17 protein-coding genes are annotated in these 14,559 nt (G+C 69.9%); 4 read left to right on the top strand and 13 right to left on the bottom strand.

The genetic code is table 11. The annotated features are described in order from the left end of the window. Positions 1–101: 101 nt before the first annotated feature. Positions 102–341 carry an anti-sigma factor family protein gene (locus tag ABDJ40_RS11845; protein WP_347609918.1) on the bottom strand — a complete coding sequence of 80 codons (240 nt, stop codon included), beginning with the start codon at positions 339–341 and terminating at the stop codon, positions 102–104. After that, positions 338–907, bottom strand: coding sequence for a sigma-70 family RNA polymerase sigma factor (locus tag ABDJ40_RS11840; RefSeq protein WP_269632829.1), 570 nt, complete (start codon positions 905–907; stop codon positions 338–340). The genes ABDJ40_RS11845 and ABDJ40_RS11840 overlap by 4 nt, the downstream gene beginning before the upstream one ends. Before the next feature lie 164 nt (positions 908–1,071). Here ABDJ40_RS11840 and ABDJ40_RS11835 point away from each other — a divergent pair, with 164 nt between their 5' ends. Genes ABDJ40_RS11835 through ABDJ40_RS11820 form a run of 4 tightly spaced genes read left to right on the top strand, consistent with a single transcriptional unit; the run spans position 1,072 to position 3,533 of the window. Further along, positions 1,072–1,350: a BufA1 family periplasmic bufferin-type metallophore gene (locus tag ABDJ40_RS11835; RefSeq protein ID WP_269632830.1), complete on the top strand. Its 279-nt coding sequence runs from the start codon at positions 1,072–1,074 to the stop codon at positions 1,348–1,350. Between the two features lie 3 nt (positions 1,351–1,353). After that, positions 1,354–2,274 (top strand): MbnB/TglH/ChrH family RiPP precursor modification enzyme, encoded by a 921-nt coding sequence (locus ABDJ40_RS11830; RefSeq protein ID WP_347609915.1) that lies wholly within the window; start codon positions 1,354–1,356, stop codon positions 2,272–2,274. Continuing rightward, a complete protein-coding gene (locus tag ABDJ40_RS11825) occupies positions 2,258–3,085 on the top strand; it encodes an HvfC/BufC family peptide modification chaperone (RefSeq protein ID WP_347609912.1) in 828 nt (275 codons plus the stop codon). The genes ABDJ40_RS11830 and ABDJ40_RS11825 overlap by 17 nt, the downstream gene beginning before the upstream one ends. Next, on the top strand, positions 3,045–3,533 hold the full coding sequence (locus ABDJ40_RS11820) for a DoxX family protein (RefSeq protein ID WP_347609910.1): 489 nt from the start codon (positions 3,045–3,047) through the stop codon (positions 3,531–3,533). Before ABDJ40_RS11825 ends, ABDJ40_RS11820 begins: the two co-directional genes overlap by 41 nt. Before the next feature lie 37 nt (positions 3,534–3,570). On the opposite strand, the gene tolA is transcribed toward ABDJ40_RS11820, so the two are convergent. The 11 genes from tolA to ABDJ40_RS11765 all read right to left on the bottom strand — a co-directional run bounded on the left by tolA (position 3,571) and on the right by ABDJ40_RS11765 (position 14,286). Beyond that, on the bottom strand, positions 3,571–4,449 hold the full coding sequence (gene tolA, locus ABDJ40_RS11815; protein ID WP_347609908.1) for a cell envelope integrity protein TolA: 879 nt from the start codon (positions 4,447–4,449) through the stop codon (positions 3,571–3,573). A gap of 76 nt (positions 4,450–4,525) precedes the next feature. After that, a complete protein-coding gene (tolR, locus tag ABDJ40_RS11810; protein WP_269632835.1) occupies positions 4,526–4,969 on the bottom strand; it encodes a protein TolR in 444 nt (147 codons plus the stop codon). A gap of 6 nt (positions 4,970–4,975) precedes the next feature. Then, entirely contained in the window at positions 4,976–5,671 is a 696-nt protein-coding gene (gene tolQ, locus ABDJ40_RS11805; protein ID WP_269632836.1) for a protein TolQ, read from the bottom strand. An 88-nt stretch (positions 5,672–5,759) separates the two neighbouring features. After that, positions 5,760–6,209 (bottom strand): tol-pal system-associated acyl-CoA thioesterase, encoded by a 450-nt coding sequence (ybgC, locus tag ABDJ40_RS11800; protein ID WP_269632837.1) that lies wholly within the window; start codon positions 6,207–6,209, stop codon positions 5,760–5,762. Next, positions 6,206–7,402 (bottom strand): pyridoxal phosphate-dependent aminotransferase, encoded by a 1,197-nt coding sequence (locus ABDJ40_RS11795; protein ID WP_347609905.1) that lies wholly within the window; start codon positions 7,400–7,402, stop codon positions 6,206–6,208. The genes ybgC and ABDJ40_RS11795 overlap by 4 nt, the downstream gene beginning before the upstream one ends. Positions 7,403–7,464: 62 nt before the next feature. Continuing rightward, entirely contained in the window at positions 7,465–7,998 is a 534-nt protein-coding gene (gene nusB, locus ABDJ40_RS11790; protein WP_347609903.1) for a transcription antitermination factor NusB, read from the bottom strand. Between the two features lie 2 nt (positions 7,999–8,000). After that, a complete protein-coding gene (gene ribH, locus ABDJ40_RS11785; RefSeq protein ID WP_269632840.1) occupies positions 8,001–8,465 on the bottom strand; it encodes a 6,7-dimethyl-8-ribityllumazine synthase in 465 nt (154 codons plus the stop codon). A gap of 7 nt (positions 8,466–8,472) precedes the next feature. Next, entirely contained in the window at positions 8,473–9,582 is a 1,110-nt protein-coding gene (gene ribBA, locus ABDJ40_RS11780; RefSeq protein WP_347609900.1) for a bifunctional 3,4-dihydroxy-2-butanone-4-phosphate synthase/GTP cyclohydrolase II, read from the bottom strand. Between the two features lie 419 nt (positions 9,583–10,001). Further along, positions 10,002–11,264 (bottom strand): bifunctional diaminohydroxyphosphoribosylaminopyrimidine deaminase/5-amino-6-(5-phosphoribosylamino)uracil reductase RibD, encoded by a 1,263-nt coding sequence (ribD, locus tag ABDJ40_RS11775; protein WP_430765638.1) that lies wholly within the window; start codon positions 11,262–11,264, stop codon positions 10,002–10,004. A gap of 485 nt (positions 11,265–11,749) precedes the next feature. After that, positions 11,750–12,997, bottom strand: coding sequence for a hypothetical protein (locus ABDJ40_RS11770; protein WP_347609898.1), 1,248 nt, complete (start codon positions 12,995–12,997; stop codon positions 11,750–11,752). A 26-nt stretch (positions 12,998–13,023) separates the two neighbouring features. Further along, positions 13,024–14,286, bottom strand: a complete 1,263-nt coding sequence (locus ABDJ40_RS11765) for a hypothetical protein (protein WP_347609896.1) — start codon at positions 14,284–14,286, stop codon at positions 13,024–13,026. Between the last annotated feature and the right edge of the window lie 273 nt (positions 14,287–14,559).

Raw genomic sequence — 14,559 nt, 5'->3', positions numbered from 1 at the left:
ACGACGTGCCTGGATGACGAGGGAGGCAAGAACTGGCCCCCGCGGGTCCGCGGCCTGAGCCGGTCCGGGCCGTGGATCGCCGGGCGGCCGGCGGGCGGGGCTCAGCCCAGGCCCTCGTCCTCGCTGTAGCTGCGCCAGCGCTGGCTGGCCTTCTGCATCAGCTGGACCTGCTGGCGAAAGCGCGGGCAGGCCGCGCACAGGGGCATGTGCAGGGCAATCAGCAGTCGTTCGCGCCGGCTGGCCGGCCGCTCCTGGGCCAGCAGCAGCATCTGCGTGACCTGGCGGCAGTTGGGCAGCAGCAGGCGCAGGATGGGAATGAAGAGCTTGCGTAGCAGTTTCATGCGGCGGCTCCCGGGCCGGCGCCGGCAAACCAGTTGAGTTCCAGACATTCGCGCAGCCTCAGCCGCGCGCGGTGAAGCATCACCCAGAGGTTGGTCGGGCTGATGGCCAGGACCTTACAGATCTCCTCGGTGTCCAGCTCCAGCCACTCGCGCATCATGAACAGCCGGCCCTGCTGGCCGGGCAGCTTGTCCACGCAGGCCTCCAGCACGCGCATGAAGTCCATCTGGCGCAGGGCGGCTTCCGGGTCGCTGCCCCAGTCGCCGGGGGCCTCGCGCCAATGGCCGGTGCTGTCGAAGAGCTGTTCGTCCAGGTCTTCCTCGTCCTCACGGCTGGTGGAGAGCTCGCGGCAGTTGCGGCGGATCTGGTCCACCAGCTTGTGCTTGAGCACGCCCACCAGCCAGGTCTTGAGCTGGGAACGGCCGGCAAAGCCGTCTGGGCGCTCCAGCGCGGCCAGCAGGGTCTCGGAGACGGCGTCCTCGGCCCAGGCCTCGTTGCGCAGCTGCAGGCGGGCGTACTTGAGCAGCTGCGGGCGCAGGCTCTCCAGCTCGGCGGGGGCGATGCTCATGGTGGGATGAAGGGGTGGGCGGGGTCGGGCACGGAATGATTGCCGCGCAGTGTAAGGACTGTCAGGCCTCTTGCGACACACCCCGCGTGGGTCGATGATGGCCGCCTCGCGGCGCGCCTTCCGCGCCCCCGCTGTCCACTCAACACTGTCAACAAGGAACCATCATGTCGCACAGCAAGACTCTCAGCACCGCACTGGCCGCCGCACTCGCCCTGGGCCTGGTCCAGCAGGCGCAGGCCGAGGACAAGGGCGCCAAGGAGAAGTGCTATGGCATCGCCAAGGCCGGTCAGAACGACTGCGCCAACCTCAACGGCAGCCACAGCTGCGCCGGCCAGGCCACCACCAACAATGCGCCGGAAGAATGGCGCTATGTGGCCAAGGGCAGCTGCAAGAGTCAGGGCGGCCTCAGCACCGAGGAAGCCCGTGCCAAGATGAAGAAGTGAGCCATGCAGGCCGCGGACGCAGATCCGGCGCTGTGCGGCATCGGCTGGCGCCACGGGCATGAGGCCGAGCTGCTGGAGCGCCGGCCCCCGCTGCCCTTCATCGAGGTGCACTCGGAGAACTACTTCCAGCCCGGCGGGGCGGCCCTGCAGACGCTCATGCTCGCGCGGGAGTACTACCCGGTGAGCCTGCATGGCGTGGGCCTCTCCCTGGGATCGGCCAGCGGCCTGGACGCGGGGCACCTGGACCGGCTTGCGCGGCTCGCCGAGCGGGTGCAGCCCCTGCGCATCTCCGATCACGCCAGCTTCGCCCGCGTCCCGATGGAGGGTCAGGTCTTGCATGGGGCCGACCTGCTGCCCGTGCCCTTCAGCCGGCGCTGCCTGGATCGCATGGTCAGCCAGGTGCAGCAAGCGCAGGAGCGGCTGAGGCAGCCCCTGCTGGTCGAGAACCTCAGCGCCTACCTCGCCTGGACACCCGAGGCCGAGGAAGGCCCCCTGGCCGAGGTCGAGTTCCTGGACCAGCTGTGCCGCCGCAGCGGCTGCGGCCTGCTGCTGGACCTCAACAACCTCATGGTCAACGCCCTCAACAGGCATGGCGGCGCCTGGGAGCCGGCCCAGCAGGACTGCCTGGACTGGGTGCAGGCCCTGCATGGCGTGCCGGGGGAGATCCACCTGGCCGGGCACAGCCGGCAGCAGGGCCTGATCGTGGACGATCATGGCGATCACGTGGCTGATCCCGTGTGGCGCCTCTATCGCCAGACCTTGCGGCATTTCGGGCGGGTCATCCCCACGCTGGTCGAATGGGACACCCGCCTGCCGCCCCTGGACCTGCTGCTGGCCGAGGCCCGGCGGGCCGATGAGATCGCGGCGGAGGTCCTGCAGGACCGGGCGCCCCAGCCACAGGCGCGCCATGCCCTCGGACATTGAGCGCCAGGCCGCCCTGCTGAAGGCCATCCTGCAGGGCGACAGCGGCTCGCTGGCGGCTCTGGGCCTGCGCGGCGTGCTGCCCGGCGAGGCGCAGGCCGCGGTGCAGGAGGGCCTGCTGGCCTATCGCGGCAATGTCATCGCCCTGTCCGAGCGGGCCCTGGCGGGCGCTTTCCCGCACCTGGCGGCGCTGCTGGGCCGTCAGTTCGGCAGCCTGGCGTGGGCCTTCTGGAAAGCCAGTCCGCCGACCTGCGGGGACCTGGGCGAGTGGGGCGCCGCGCTGCCGGACTTCCTGCGGCGCACGGCCGACGACGCCCTGGCCGACCTGGCCACGCTGGAGTGGGCCCTGCACCAGGCGGAGCGTGCGCCGGATGCCGTGCTGGACGCCCCGTCGCTGGCTCTGCTGCAGGGCGAACCGCAGGCGCTGCGCCTGGCCCTGCGGCCAGGGCTGGCGCTGCTGTCGCTGTCCGACGAAGCGCTGTCCCTGCTGGCCCCTCATCGCGCCTGGCTGCACCCCCCGAGGCAGGGGGCGCCGGCCGTGCTGGCGTGGCGTAAGGACTGGCGCGGCCGGGCGACTCAACTGCAGGCGGCCGAGGCCGCCTTCATGCGCAGTGCACTGGCCGGCGACAGCCTGGAGACAGCCCTGGCGGCTTCGGTGCAGGCCGACGACGAAGGGGTGGACTTCACGGCCTTCCTCCAGCAGGCGCTGCGTGAGCAATGGCTGATGGCCGTCCGGCCCCTCGAGGCCGAGGGCGGCAAAGAGGAAAACAACGATGAACACCCTGATGAAGCTTCCGCGCCGCCTGCTGGCTAGCGCCTGCCACGTCGGCCCGGATGCAGAGCAGCCCTGGCCGTCGCCCCTGTTCCGCTGGGGCCAGTCGCTGGCCCTGCTGGCGGCGCGGGTCTATGTGGCCCGGGTCTTCTTCCTGTCCGGGCTGACCAAGCTGCGGGACTGGGACACCACCCTCGCGCTGTTCCAGGACGAATACCAGGTGCCGCTCCTGCCGCCGGAGGTGGCGGCCTATGCGGGCACGGCGGGCGAGGTGCTGCTGCCGGTCCTGCTGCTGCTGGGCCTGGGCACGCGCTTCGCGGCGGCCGGCCTCTCCGTGGTCAACGTGATGGCCGTGCTGAGCCTGGCCGAGATCGCGCCCGCGGCCCTGGCCGGGCATCAGTGGTGGGGCAGCCTGCTGCTGGGCTTGCTCCTGTGGGGTGCGGGCCGGTTCTCGGTGGACCAGGCCTTGCAGCCAAGGCTCAGGGCCTGAGACAGGAGCGCAGGCAAGACCTGGCCCCCGCGCCGGCTCAGTCGTTGGGCTTGAAGCTGATCACCAGCACCGGTGGCACGCGGCCGTCGGTGTCTCGGGGCAGGCGGTCGGTGCGCTCGATGGCGCGCTGCACGGCACGGTCCCAGTCGGCATCGCCGCTGGACTTGGTGAGGCGGCTGCTGATGATCTTGCCGTCCGGCGCGCAGCGCACCTCGACCTCGGCCTGCGGATTGGCGCCGCTGCTGGCGGTGTAGATGATGTTGGGCCGGATCGCCGCCTTGATGCGCCCGGCGTAGGTGGCCGAGGGGCCCGAGCTGTGCTGGGCCGTGCCCGTGCTGCCCGGCGAGCCATTGGCGCCGGCCATGCCCATCATGCGCTCCAGGTTCTGCTTGCGCAGCGCATCGAGCTTGGCCTGCGCGTCCTTGGCGGCCTTCTCCTGCTTCTGCTTTTCCAGCTTCTCCTGCTTGGCGAGCTCTTCCTTCTTCAGGCGCTCCTGCTCCTTGAGCTTGTCGCGCTCCTTCTCCTTCTCGAGCTCCTTCTGCTTCTCCAGCTCCTTCTTGCGCTGGAGTTCGAGCTCGGCCTGGCGGCGCTCGTCTTCCTTGCGCTTCTTTTCCTTGGCGATGGCGATCTCGGCCTCGCGCTGCTCGGGCTGCGCTTCGGGGACGGGCGGCGGCGTCTTGGCCTTGGGCTGTTCGGGTTCGGGCTGGGGCTCGGGCTCCTGCAGGCGCGGCGCTGCGGCCTGGGGCACCAGGGACCACAGCTCGGCCTCGAAGGCGGGCTCGGTCTGGGTGTGCCATTGCACGCCCAGACTCAGGCCCAGCACCAGCAGGGCATGGGCCAGCAGGGCCAGGCCGAAGCCGCGGCCCATGGCAGGCGCCTGCGGCGGGCGCAGGGGATCGGCGGACAGGGCGCTCATGGCCTGAGCCTCCCCGGGCGATGCGTCGCGATGGAGTCCGGGCGGACAGCCGGCATGCTCATGCTCATGGCGGGGCTCAGCGGCTCGCTTCGGCGGCGGCGCCGCTCTTCACGGCCAGGCCCACACGCTGGATGCCGGCGCTCTGCAGGCTGTCCATGACCTTGACCACGGCCTCGTACTTGACGTTCTTGTCCGCCGAGATGACCACCGGCGTGCTGGCGTCACCGCCCTGCGCCTGCTTGACCTGGCGAGGCAGGTCCTTCAATGTGGTGGGCTCGGGCTCGGACTTGTCCAGCTTGAACTTGAGCTTCTCGTCGGGCCCCACGACCACGTGGATCACATGGTCCGGCTGCTGGCGGCTCTTGCCCACGCTGGGCAGGTCCACCAGGCCGGTGGTGATCAGCGGCGCGCTGACCATGAAGATGATCAGCAGCACCAGCATCACGTCGATGAAGGGCACCATGTTGATCTCGTTGATGGTGCGGCGGCGTCCACGGCCGCGGGAGGCAAGGGCAGCCATGGCGGATCAGCGGGTGGTGGGCGCGGCGGCGGGCGTGCCGGCATTGCGCTGCAGGATGTTGGAGAACTCCTCGATGAAGGTCTCCAGCGTGATTGCGCTGCGGTCGATCTGGCGCGCGAAGCGGTTGTAGGCCAGCACCGCCGGAATGGCCGCGAACAGGCCGATGGCCGTGGCCACCAGCGCTTCAGCGATGCCGGGGGCCACGGTGGCCAGGGTCACCTGCTGCAGATTGGACAGGCCCACGAAGGCATGCATGATCCCCCAGATGGTGCCGAAGAGGCCTACATAAGGCGACACCGAACCGACCGAGGCCAGGAAGGACAGGTGGGACTCCATGGCGTCCAGCTCGCGCTGGAAACTGGCCCGCATGGCGCGCCGGGCGCCGTCCAGCAGGGCACTGGCCTCGGACACGCGACGCTCGCGCAGCTTCAGGAACTCGCGCATGCCGGAGGCGAAGATGCGCTCCAGCGGCGCGCCGTCGCTCTTGCTGGAAACGGCGTTGTAGAGGTCGTTGAGGTTCTTGCCCGACCAGAACTCCTGCTCGAAGGCCTCGTTGCTGGACTTCACCCGGCCCAGGGCGATGAACTTCGAGAAGATCACGCTCCAGCTGGCCAGGGAGACGGTCAGCAGGGCGCCGATCACCAGCTTGACCACGAAGCTGGCATTGGCGATGAGGGTGAAGATGGAGAGGTCTTGGTTCATCTCGGTTCGCTTGGAGCAGCGGGGAAGAATCAGTGATGAGGGCGGCAATGAAGGTGCGAAGTATGCCCGGCGCGGCGGGACATCGGTCTCAGCCTGCCGCCAGGGCCAGGGTGGACAGCCGCTCGAGCAAGTCCTGCGGCATGCGGGCCGGGCGGAAACTCGCGGCGTCCACGCAGCCTATGCGGATTTCGCCTTCGGCCAGTAACTGTCCGTCACGCCAGGCCTGCTGGAACAAGGTCATGCTGGCTCTGCCCTGTTCGCGCAGCTCGACGGTGACGCGGAGCCAGTCGTCCAGTCTGGCCGGCGCCAGGTAGTCCAGCGCCGTGCGGCTGACCACGAACATGCGGCCCTGCTCCAGGCGCATCCGCTCCTGGCTGAAGCCCAGCTCGCGCAGCCACTCGGTGCGGGCGCGCTCGAAGAACTTGAGGTAGTTGGCGTAGAAGACCACGCCGCCGGCGTCGGTGTCTTCCCAGTACACGCGCAGGGCGTGGCAGTAGTGCTGGCGCTCATCCGCCTCGGGAGCCAGGGGGCTGCTCATGCGCGTCGCAGGCTGGGCAGCAGCGCGGCCAGGCGCCAGACGGCCTCGTCCAGGTCCTCGTCGCTGCTGGCGAAGGACAGGCGCAGGAAGCGCGAGGCCAGCGCGGGGCCGAAGTCCCGGCCCGGGGTCAGGGCGATCTGGGCGCGGCGCATCAGCTCGAAGCTGAAGTCCCAGGCGTTGTCGGTGAAAGCGGAGACGTCCATCCAGACGTAGAAGGCGCCGTCCGGCATCACCGGCACCTCCAGGCCCAGGGCCTGCAGCGCGGGGACGATGCGGTCGCGGCGGGCCTTGAGCACGGCGCGGCGGCGTTCGTATTCGGCCAGCGAGGCCTCCTCGAAGCAGGCCAGCGCGGCATGCTGGGCGATGCTGGAGGGGCAGATGAAGAGGTTCTGCGCCAGTTTCTCGACGGGCCCCACCAGGGCCGGCGGCAACACGAGCCAGCCCAGGCGCCAGCCCGTCATGCCGAAGTACTTGGAGAAGCTGTTGATCGAGATGATGTCCTCGCCCAGGGCCAGGGCGCTGTGGCCGAAGGCTTCCTCGTAGGACAGGCCCAGGTAGATCTCGTCGATCAGCGTGAGGCCGCCACGCTGGCGCACGGCGGCCACGATGCGTGCCAGCTCGGCGGGCTCGATGGAGGTGCCCGTCGGGTTGCTGGGCGAGGCCAGCAGCACCGCGCGGGTGTGCGCGTTCCACGCCGCTTCCACCTGGGCGCAGCTGGGCTGGAAGCGCTGGTCGGCGCCGGCCGGCAGCAGCACGGCCTGGGCATCGGCCGCGGCCACGAAATGGCGGTTGCAAGGGTAGCTGGGGTCCGGCATGAGGACCTCATCCCCGCGCTCGAACAGGGCCAGGCTCACGAGCTGCAGTGCTGCCGAGGCGCCCGCCGTGATCACGATGCGCGAGGCCGGCACATCCAGCCCGAAGTGCTGTCCGTACCAGGCGCTGATGGCCTGGCGCAGGGCCGGCAGGCCGGCGGCCGCCGTGTACTGCGTGCGTCCTTCGGCAATGCAGCGCGCGGCCGCCTCTGCCACGCCCGGGCTGGCCCCGAAGTCGGGCTCGCCGATGTTCAGGTAGATCATGCGGCGACCGCCCTGGGCGGGGTCGCACAGCGCCGTGCGGGCCAGTTCATCGGCCGCCTTGGCGCATTCCATGACGTAGAAGGGATCGATGCGATCCAGTCGCTGGGCCAGCTTCATCCGGGGCTGCGAGGGTGGGCTTGCAAGCGTGCGCCCGCAAGCGTGGGCTTGTGAAATTCCGCTCAGCGGGCCGGCTTGCGCTGGGCCTGCACTTCCACGGGGCGCAGGTCCCCGGCCGCGCGGTCCAGCACGCCGTTGACGTACTTGTGGCCGTCGGTGCCGCCGAAGGACTTGGCCAGCTCCACGGCCTCGTTGATCGCAACCTTGTAGGGGATGTCGATGCAGTGCTTGAGCTCGTAGGCACCAATCATCAGGATGCCGTGCTCGATGGGCGAGAGCTCGGTGGTCTTGCGGTCCACGTGGCGGCCCAGCACGCCGTCGAGGTCGGCGGCTTCATGCACGCTGCCGTTGAACAGGGCGTCGAAGTGGGCCTTGTCGCACTTGTCGAAGCCCTGCTGCTCGCGCATGTGGGCCTCGATGGCGGCCGGCTCGTCACCGGTCACCAGCCATTGGTACAGCGCCTGCAGCGCGAATTCACGCGAGCGGCGGCGGGCCGACTTGGCGCCGGCGCGCTTGACGCCGGGCTTGGCCGCGGAGTTGGCTGCCGGCTTGGCGGCGGGCTTGGCTGCAGCGGGGGAGGGGGTCTTGTCGTTCATGCTCACTGCAGGGCTTTCAGAAGATGGGCCATCTCGACGGCCACGCGTGCGGCGTCCGCGCCCTTTTCCGCGGCACGGGCCCAGGCCTGGGGCTCGTTCTCGACGGTGAGGATGGCATTGGCGACGGGCAGGTTGGCGTCCAGCGAGACCCGGGTCACGCCCGCGCCGCTTTCATTGGCCACCAGCTCGAAGTGGTAGGTCTCGCCGCGGATGATGCAGCCCAGTGCGATCAGGGCGTCGAAGCGCTCGCTGTCGGCCATGGTCTGCAGGGCCACGGGCACTTCCAGCGCGCCTGGCACCGTCACATGGCGGATCTGGTGGCTGGGCACGCCCATGGCGGCCAGCGCCTCCAGGCAGCTCTGCGCCAGGGTGTTGGTGAGGGTCTCGTTGAAGCGCGCCTGAACGATGCCGATGCGCAGGTCCTGGCCGTCCAGGGCGGCCTGCTGTCCCTTGTCTGCTCCTTGCATGGGCTTCTTACTCCTTGTGGGTGCCGGACTGGGCACTCATGAAACCGGTGACTTCCAGGCCATAGCCGGTCATGCTGGGCATGCGACGCGGGCTGCCCAGCAGCTTCATCCTGTGCACGCCGAGCTCGCGCAGGATCTGGGCGCCGACGCCGTAGGTGCGCAGGTCCATCGCCGTGGCGCGCGGCGCCGAGGCATCGCCCGACTCGAAGCGGCCCAGCAGGGCCTCAGCCGATTCACCGCAGTTCAGCAGCACGGCCACGCCGGCAGGCGATTGCTTCAATGCTGCCAGGGCCTGGGGCAGGGGCCAGGAGTGGCCGCACTGGCCGGCATCCAGCAGGTCCAGGGCCGAGAAGGGCTCATGCACGCGCACCAGCACTTCGTCAGAGGGCTGCCACTGACCATGGCTGAGGGCCAGGTGCACGGCGCCGGTGCGGTCCTTGAAGACGGCGCAGTCGAAGCTGCCCTGGTGCGTCTGCAGCGAACGGCGGCTGACCAGTTCGACCAGGGATTCATTGCGGCTGCGGTACTCGATCAGGTCGGCGATGGTGCCGATCTTGATGCCGTGCTCCTGGGCGAAGACCTCCAGGTCCGGCAGGCGGGCCATGGTGCCATCGTCCTTCATGATCTCGCAGATCACGGCGGCGGGCGTCAGGCCGGCCATGCGGGAGAGGTCACAGCCGGCTTCGGTATGGCCAGCGCGCATCAGCACGCCGCCGTCCTGCGCCTGCAGGGGGAAGATGTGGCCGGGCTGGACGAGGTCTCGCGCTTCGGCGTTGCGCGCCACGGCAGCCTGCACCGTGCGAGCGCGGTCCGCGGCCGAGATGCCGGTGGTGACGCCCGTGGCCGCCTCGATGGACACGGTGAAGGCCGTGCCATGCTGCGTGCCGTTGCGCGTGGCCATGGGCGGCAGCTGAAGGCGCTCGCAACGCTCACGGGTCAGCGTGAGGCAGATCAGGCCACGGCCGAACTTGGCCATGAAGTTGATGGCTTCGGGCGTGACGTGGTCCGCAGCCAGGACGAGGTCACCCTCGTTCTCGCGGTCTTCTTCGTCAACCAGGATGACCATGCGGCCGGCGGCCAGTTCGGCGACCAGCTCGGGGACAGGAGAGATAGGCATAGGGGCGGATTGTAGAGGGGCGGGGCGACCATCCGGTATTTCCCGGGGGCCGAGTTGCACAGATCCCTGGGGCGCGTCCCCTAGTCTGGCCACCGGCCTTGATCCGGTGCCGTCCCCTCGTGCCGTCTCCATTCTCCTTTCGCTTGCCAAGACCAGGCTGCACGGCAAGCCAGCGCAGGGCCGCCTCATGCTTGATTGAACCCATCGGCGGGGCAGGCACGCCGTGGCAGGGCAGGGGCGCCGTTCATGAATCGCAGGTCCGCCTCATGCTTGCTTGACCCCATCGTTGCTTGACCCCATCGGGGGCTCGGCACGCCGTGGCGGCTCAGAGGGCGTCATTCATGAAGCGCAGGGGCGCCCCGTCGGCCAGTCCTTTCTGGGACCGTTCTGGGACGGAAGCAAGGCGAGGGCGGGATCGTTCAATAGCCCAGCGATGCGCGGCGCAGGCGCAGCCGGAGGTCCCCGTCCACCAGCGCTGTTTCCAGCCACTCGAACCTGGGAGCTGCCGTCAGTTCAGGCAGCAGGCCCAGGGCAGCCATGCCGCGGCCCTCGCCCAACAAGGCAGGGGCCAGATAGATCAGCAACTCATCGACCAGGCCGGCCTTCAGCAAGGCACCGTTGAGGGTGGCACCCGCTTCCACATGGAGTTCATTGATCCCGCGCCGACCGAGCTCCGCCAGCAGGGCGGGCAGGTCGACCTTCGGCTCCGGGGCCTGGCCACCTGGGTGGCAGGCCGGCTGATCGCCGGGGTGCCCGGTGCGCGGGTCACCCGGGTGCCCAACTGGCAAGGCCAGGGTCTCGACGCCTTCGGGCCAGGGAGTGGTCGAGGTCGCGCCCGCATGGATCAGCAGCACCTTGCCGGGAGACTGGAGGATGCGGGCGGTAGCGGGCGTCTGCAGCCGGGAATCCGCGATCACGCGCAGCGGCTGGAGTGGCGGCGATTCGATGCCTGGCAGGCGCAGGTCCAGGCGCGGGTCATCGTCCCTGACCGTGCCCAGGCCGGTGAGGATGGCACCGGCGCGCTGCCGCCACCACTGGCCGTCCTCCCGTGCGCCCGGGCCGGTGATCCACTGGCTGCGGCCGTCCGGCAGCGCTGTGCGGCCGTCCAGGCTGGCGGCGATCTTCATGCGGACGTGGGGCCGGCCTCGCACCATGCGGCTCAGGAAGCCGATGTTGATCTCGCGGGCCTCGGCCGCGCCAAGGCCCAGCTCGCAGGCGATGCCCGCTGCTTCCAGGTGTGCGCGGCCCTTGCCGGCTACGAGTGGATTGGGGTCCAGCAGGGCCAGGTGCACACGCCCGACCTTCGCGGCGGCCAGCGCCTCGCAGCAAGGCGGGGTCCGCCCATGGTGGGCGCAGGGTTCCAGCGTGACGTAGACCTGGGCGCCCGCCAGCGCAGCCTCGTCGTGACCCCGTGCTCGGGCGTCGCGCAGGGCCATCACCTCGGCATGGGGGCCGCCCGCCTGCTGCGTGTGGCCGGCGCCGAGCAGACGCCCGGCCCGGTCGGTGATCACGCAGCCGACGCGGGGATTGGGGTCGCTGAGCCCGATGGCCTGCCGTGACAGCGACAGGGCCAGAGCCATGGCTTCCTCGGGTGAGAGTGCGCGATCATCAAGGCGGTCAGTGGTCACGATGGGTGTCAGCGGGTGGATGGTTGGCGTGTTGACCTGTTGGCGCGGGAGCATGCCGGCAATTTGGCGGGCCTGGCTGCCCGTCAAGGCTTTGCCCTGCGGCAGATCGGGGCGAAGAATAGCGCGCTCTGCAGGCCCCGGCGACGTCCGATGCCGACGCGAGCGCGGGATCGCTCGCCTGGGCTGTGTCCCTCCCGCCGAGTGCTGATGTGGGCGCATCCGTAGCTCCTGACCTGCGTGCCAATGCAAGGAGCGGCAAGGCAACGCAAGGTACGGCAAGGCACGGCGCGGCACAGCAAAGAACCTCACAGCACCGCACAGCAAGGTGCCGCACGGCACCGAAACGCACATCACCGAAACGCACGGCACCGCGCGGCACGGCACGGTGAGGCACGGCACGGTGAGGCACGGCACGGTGAGGCACGGTGCGGTGAGGCACGGTGCGGTGAGGCACGGTGCGGTGAGGGGTGGTGCGGTGAGGGGTGGTGCGGTGAGGGGTGGTGCCACGGTGCGTTGACCCACGCCGATGGAGACGCCGTCTACTCCGGCGGTTGATGAGGCCGGGTGCCGAGGTCCAGGAGCCGGCCCGCGGCCGGATCCGGTGGCAGGCCGCCAGGGCAGGGCAGACCAGCGCGGATCACCAGGAAGTTCTGCTGGGTCATCGGGCCATCGACGTTGAGGTAGTCCAGCGGGTGCTCAGGGTTGCTGATGCGCCCGTCGTGGTCATGATCGGCGCTGTAGCGGCAGACACGGAATCGCTCCGGGTCAGCGGCAGTGCCGCCCAGTTCGCTGCGGCCGCTCCATCGCTGGTCCGGGCCGCGCGGAAAGACCAGGCAGTGGTAGTTCACCACCGGCAATCCCCTGGCGACTGCGCTGGACGCATTGCTGACGCAGTGTGGCGGCGCGGGCGAGGCCGCGGCATCGCTGAGGTGCAGCACGACTGTGAGCGGCACGGCAGTGGACCGTGGTTTGTCAGGCGAGGGGCTGTCCTCCAGGTCGAAACGGATCTCCCCGCTGAGCAGCAACGCGCCTCCACCGACCATGCGCGAGCGGCAATCGGCGATGTCGGCCACCCGGAGCTCGTCGACACTGCGCCCGCCTAGCTCGCAAAGGCCCAGGACCCAGCCTGTGCTGGCATCCATCAGCCAGGCTTGTGCGGGATCGCCCTCAGGCGAGAAGGCCAGCCATCCCGGTTCCAGCAGCCGGGCTGACTCCGGGATCGCGGCATGGCGTGCACGGGTCAGGGCCACATCGCCGGTGGCCTGCGCACTGAAGGCCAGCAGCGCAGCGGCGGGCTGGGCGGGCGCCAGCCGGGCGGGCCATCGAAGGGCCTGCCATTCACCGAATCTGTCCTGCCAGCGCAGCTGCAGATCGATGTCCTGCAAGGGCCCCTCGGGGCCGCTCAGCACGCGCTGGCGAAAGCCATAGCGGCTGCTGTCGAGATCCTCATGCCAGGTGGTCTCGCCTGCGTCGAGGCCGGCATCTGCCGCGTCGGCTTTCGGGCCGAGCGGGGTTGCCGAATCACGGGCTGCCGAACCATGGACCGCAGCACCATGGGCTTCGATCGGGGCTGCGTCGAGCATGCCGCTGCGCAGGCGCTCGATCCTGGCTTCGGCCAGCACCGCGGCCGCGGCGCGCTCGCGGGCGAAGTCGCTGTAGGCGCGGGCGCTTGCCTGCCCCTTGAGCAAGAGCAGCATGCCGGCACTCAGGAGAAGACTGGCCAGCAAGGCCTCGACCAGGCTCCAGCCTGTCATGCGAGCCGGCCGATGGCCAGGGTGTGCTCTCATGGTTTGCCTCCGCGGTGTTCGGGTGTTCATGGGGTCCAGCCTCCAGGCAGCCGCGCCCAGCTGCCTCTCAGATCACTCAGCCGGCGCATCAGTGGGGCGTCATGGACGATCTGCACCTGGCCCGCCAGGGTGATCGCCCCTGCGCCGAGCAGGGCACCGTCGATGCGCAGCACGCCTGCCGCCGCATGCAGGCGGGCGGCGCCGTGGCTGTAGATCAGGCCGTGGAACTGCAGCGGGGTGTCGATGTCCAGGGCGTCATCGCACAGAAGCAGCAACGGGTTCTCGCTGCTGCCCAGCGAGAGGGGGCTGCGCAGTTGCAAGGGCCCCAGCACCCACAGCCAGGCATGGCCGGACCGGACGCGGGCCTCCAGGGCCGCGCTGCAGTCCGGCACGCCGCGGCAATCGAGCACGGACAGCCCGGTGCGTCCGCGGTACTGCGAAGGCGGCATGGCGAAGTAGCGCTGGAAGAAGGCATCCGGCGGCAAGGCCAGCTCGGGCTCCAGGCGGCGGATCAGGCGCTCCGCCGTGCTGCCCGGAGGCCCCTGGATGTGAGCAGCGGTGGCTCTCACCTCGCCGCCCGCCTGCAGCACCCAGGCGCTGTCCGGATCGGGGGGCAGCGCCAGGCCGGCCCGCGTGTCAGCCAGTCCGAGCAGGTCCACCTTGGCTGCGCCGACCACGGCGCTTCCGGGGGCTTGTGCGAGCGCTGAGGACAGCACGACCAGCTGCGCCTGCCCCTTGTCAGGCATGGGACTGGACGCCGCCGTGCCCACCAGTTCGCAGGGGCTCTGGCCCTCCGCACAGGACTGGGCCAGCAGGCGCAACGTCCGTCGATGCCAGGCTGAAGCATCTGCACGCTCCTGCCCCTGGAATTCCAGGCTGAAGCGAGCAAGTCGGTCGGTGAAGTGCCCGCCATCAGAGGGGCTGGCACTGGGTGCGGGTGTGCTGCCATCGGGGCAGCGGCAAGTCCATGTGCCGGCGTCGACGGTGCATGCAAAGGGTCGCCCCTGCCAGGACGGGCGCACCTGTCGGTGCCCCCGCTCGTCCACCAGGCTCACGCTGTCTCCAAAGGCGGGGCCTTCGCTGGTGCCGGGCCGGCAGGCGGTGTCGAGATGGGGGCTGTTCAGCAGGTGCAGGCCCCAGTCCAGACCGCTTTCCTGCAGGCTCTGGCGCTGATGTCCCTGCACAAGGGCCTCGCTGCCCATCTGCTCGCCCTGTATCACCCGGCTGCTCAGCAGGGCCACCATGCCCAGGAGCAACAGCAGGACCATGAGCGTGGCGAGCGTGGCCACGCCGGCTACTGGATGCCGTCGATCCAGGGGGCGCGGGGCGCGAGTCAGGGTGTGGACTCGAACAGAGGGTCGGGTAGGCATGCGGACCTTGTGGGTTGAAGGGGCCATGGGCTCCGTCATGTGGGCTGCAGCATGCAGAGGCTGACGGAACGGCGCCGGGTTCCACTCGGCGGGTGCAATGGCCCGGCGTGCGGACGAAGTGTGCGAGCCCATGGCCGGCGACGCACCGGGCCTTCCGCGGAAGGCCCGGTGCCTGCCAAGAGCGTCGACGGA

The organism is Roseateles flavus, assembly GCF_039872765.1.
In the GTDB taxonomy this organism is placed as follows: domain Bacteria; phylum Pseudomonadota; class Gammaproteobacteria; order Burkholderiales; family Burkholderiaceae_C; genus Roseateles_B; species Roseateles_B flavus.
Note: the sequence above shows the minus strand (reverse complement) of the source record. Positions and strands in the feature narration are given on the sequence as shown.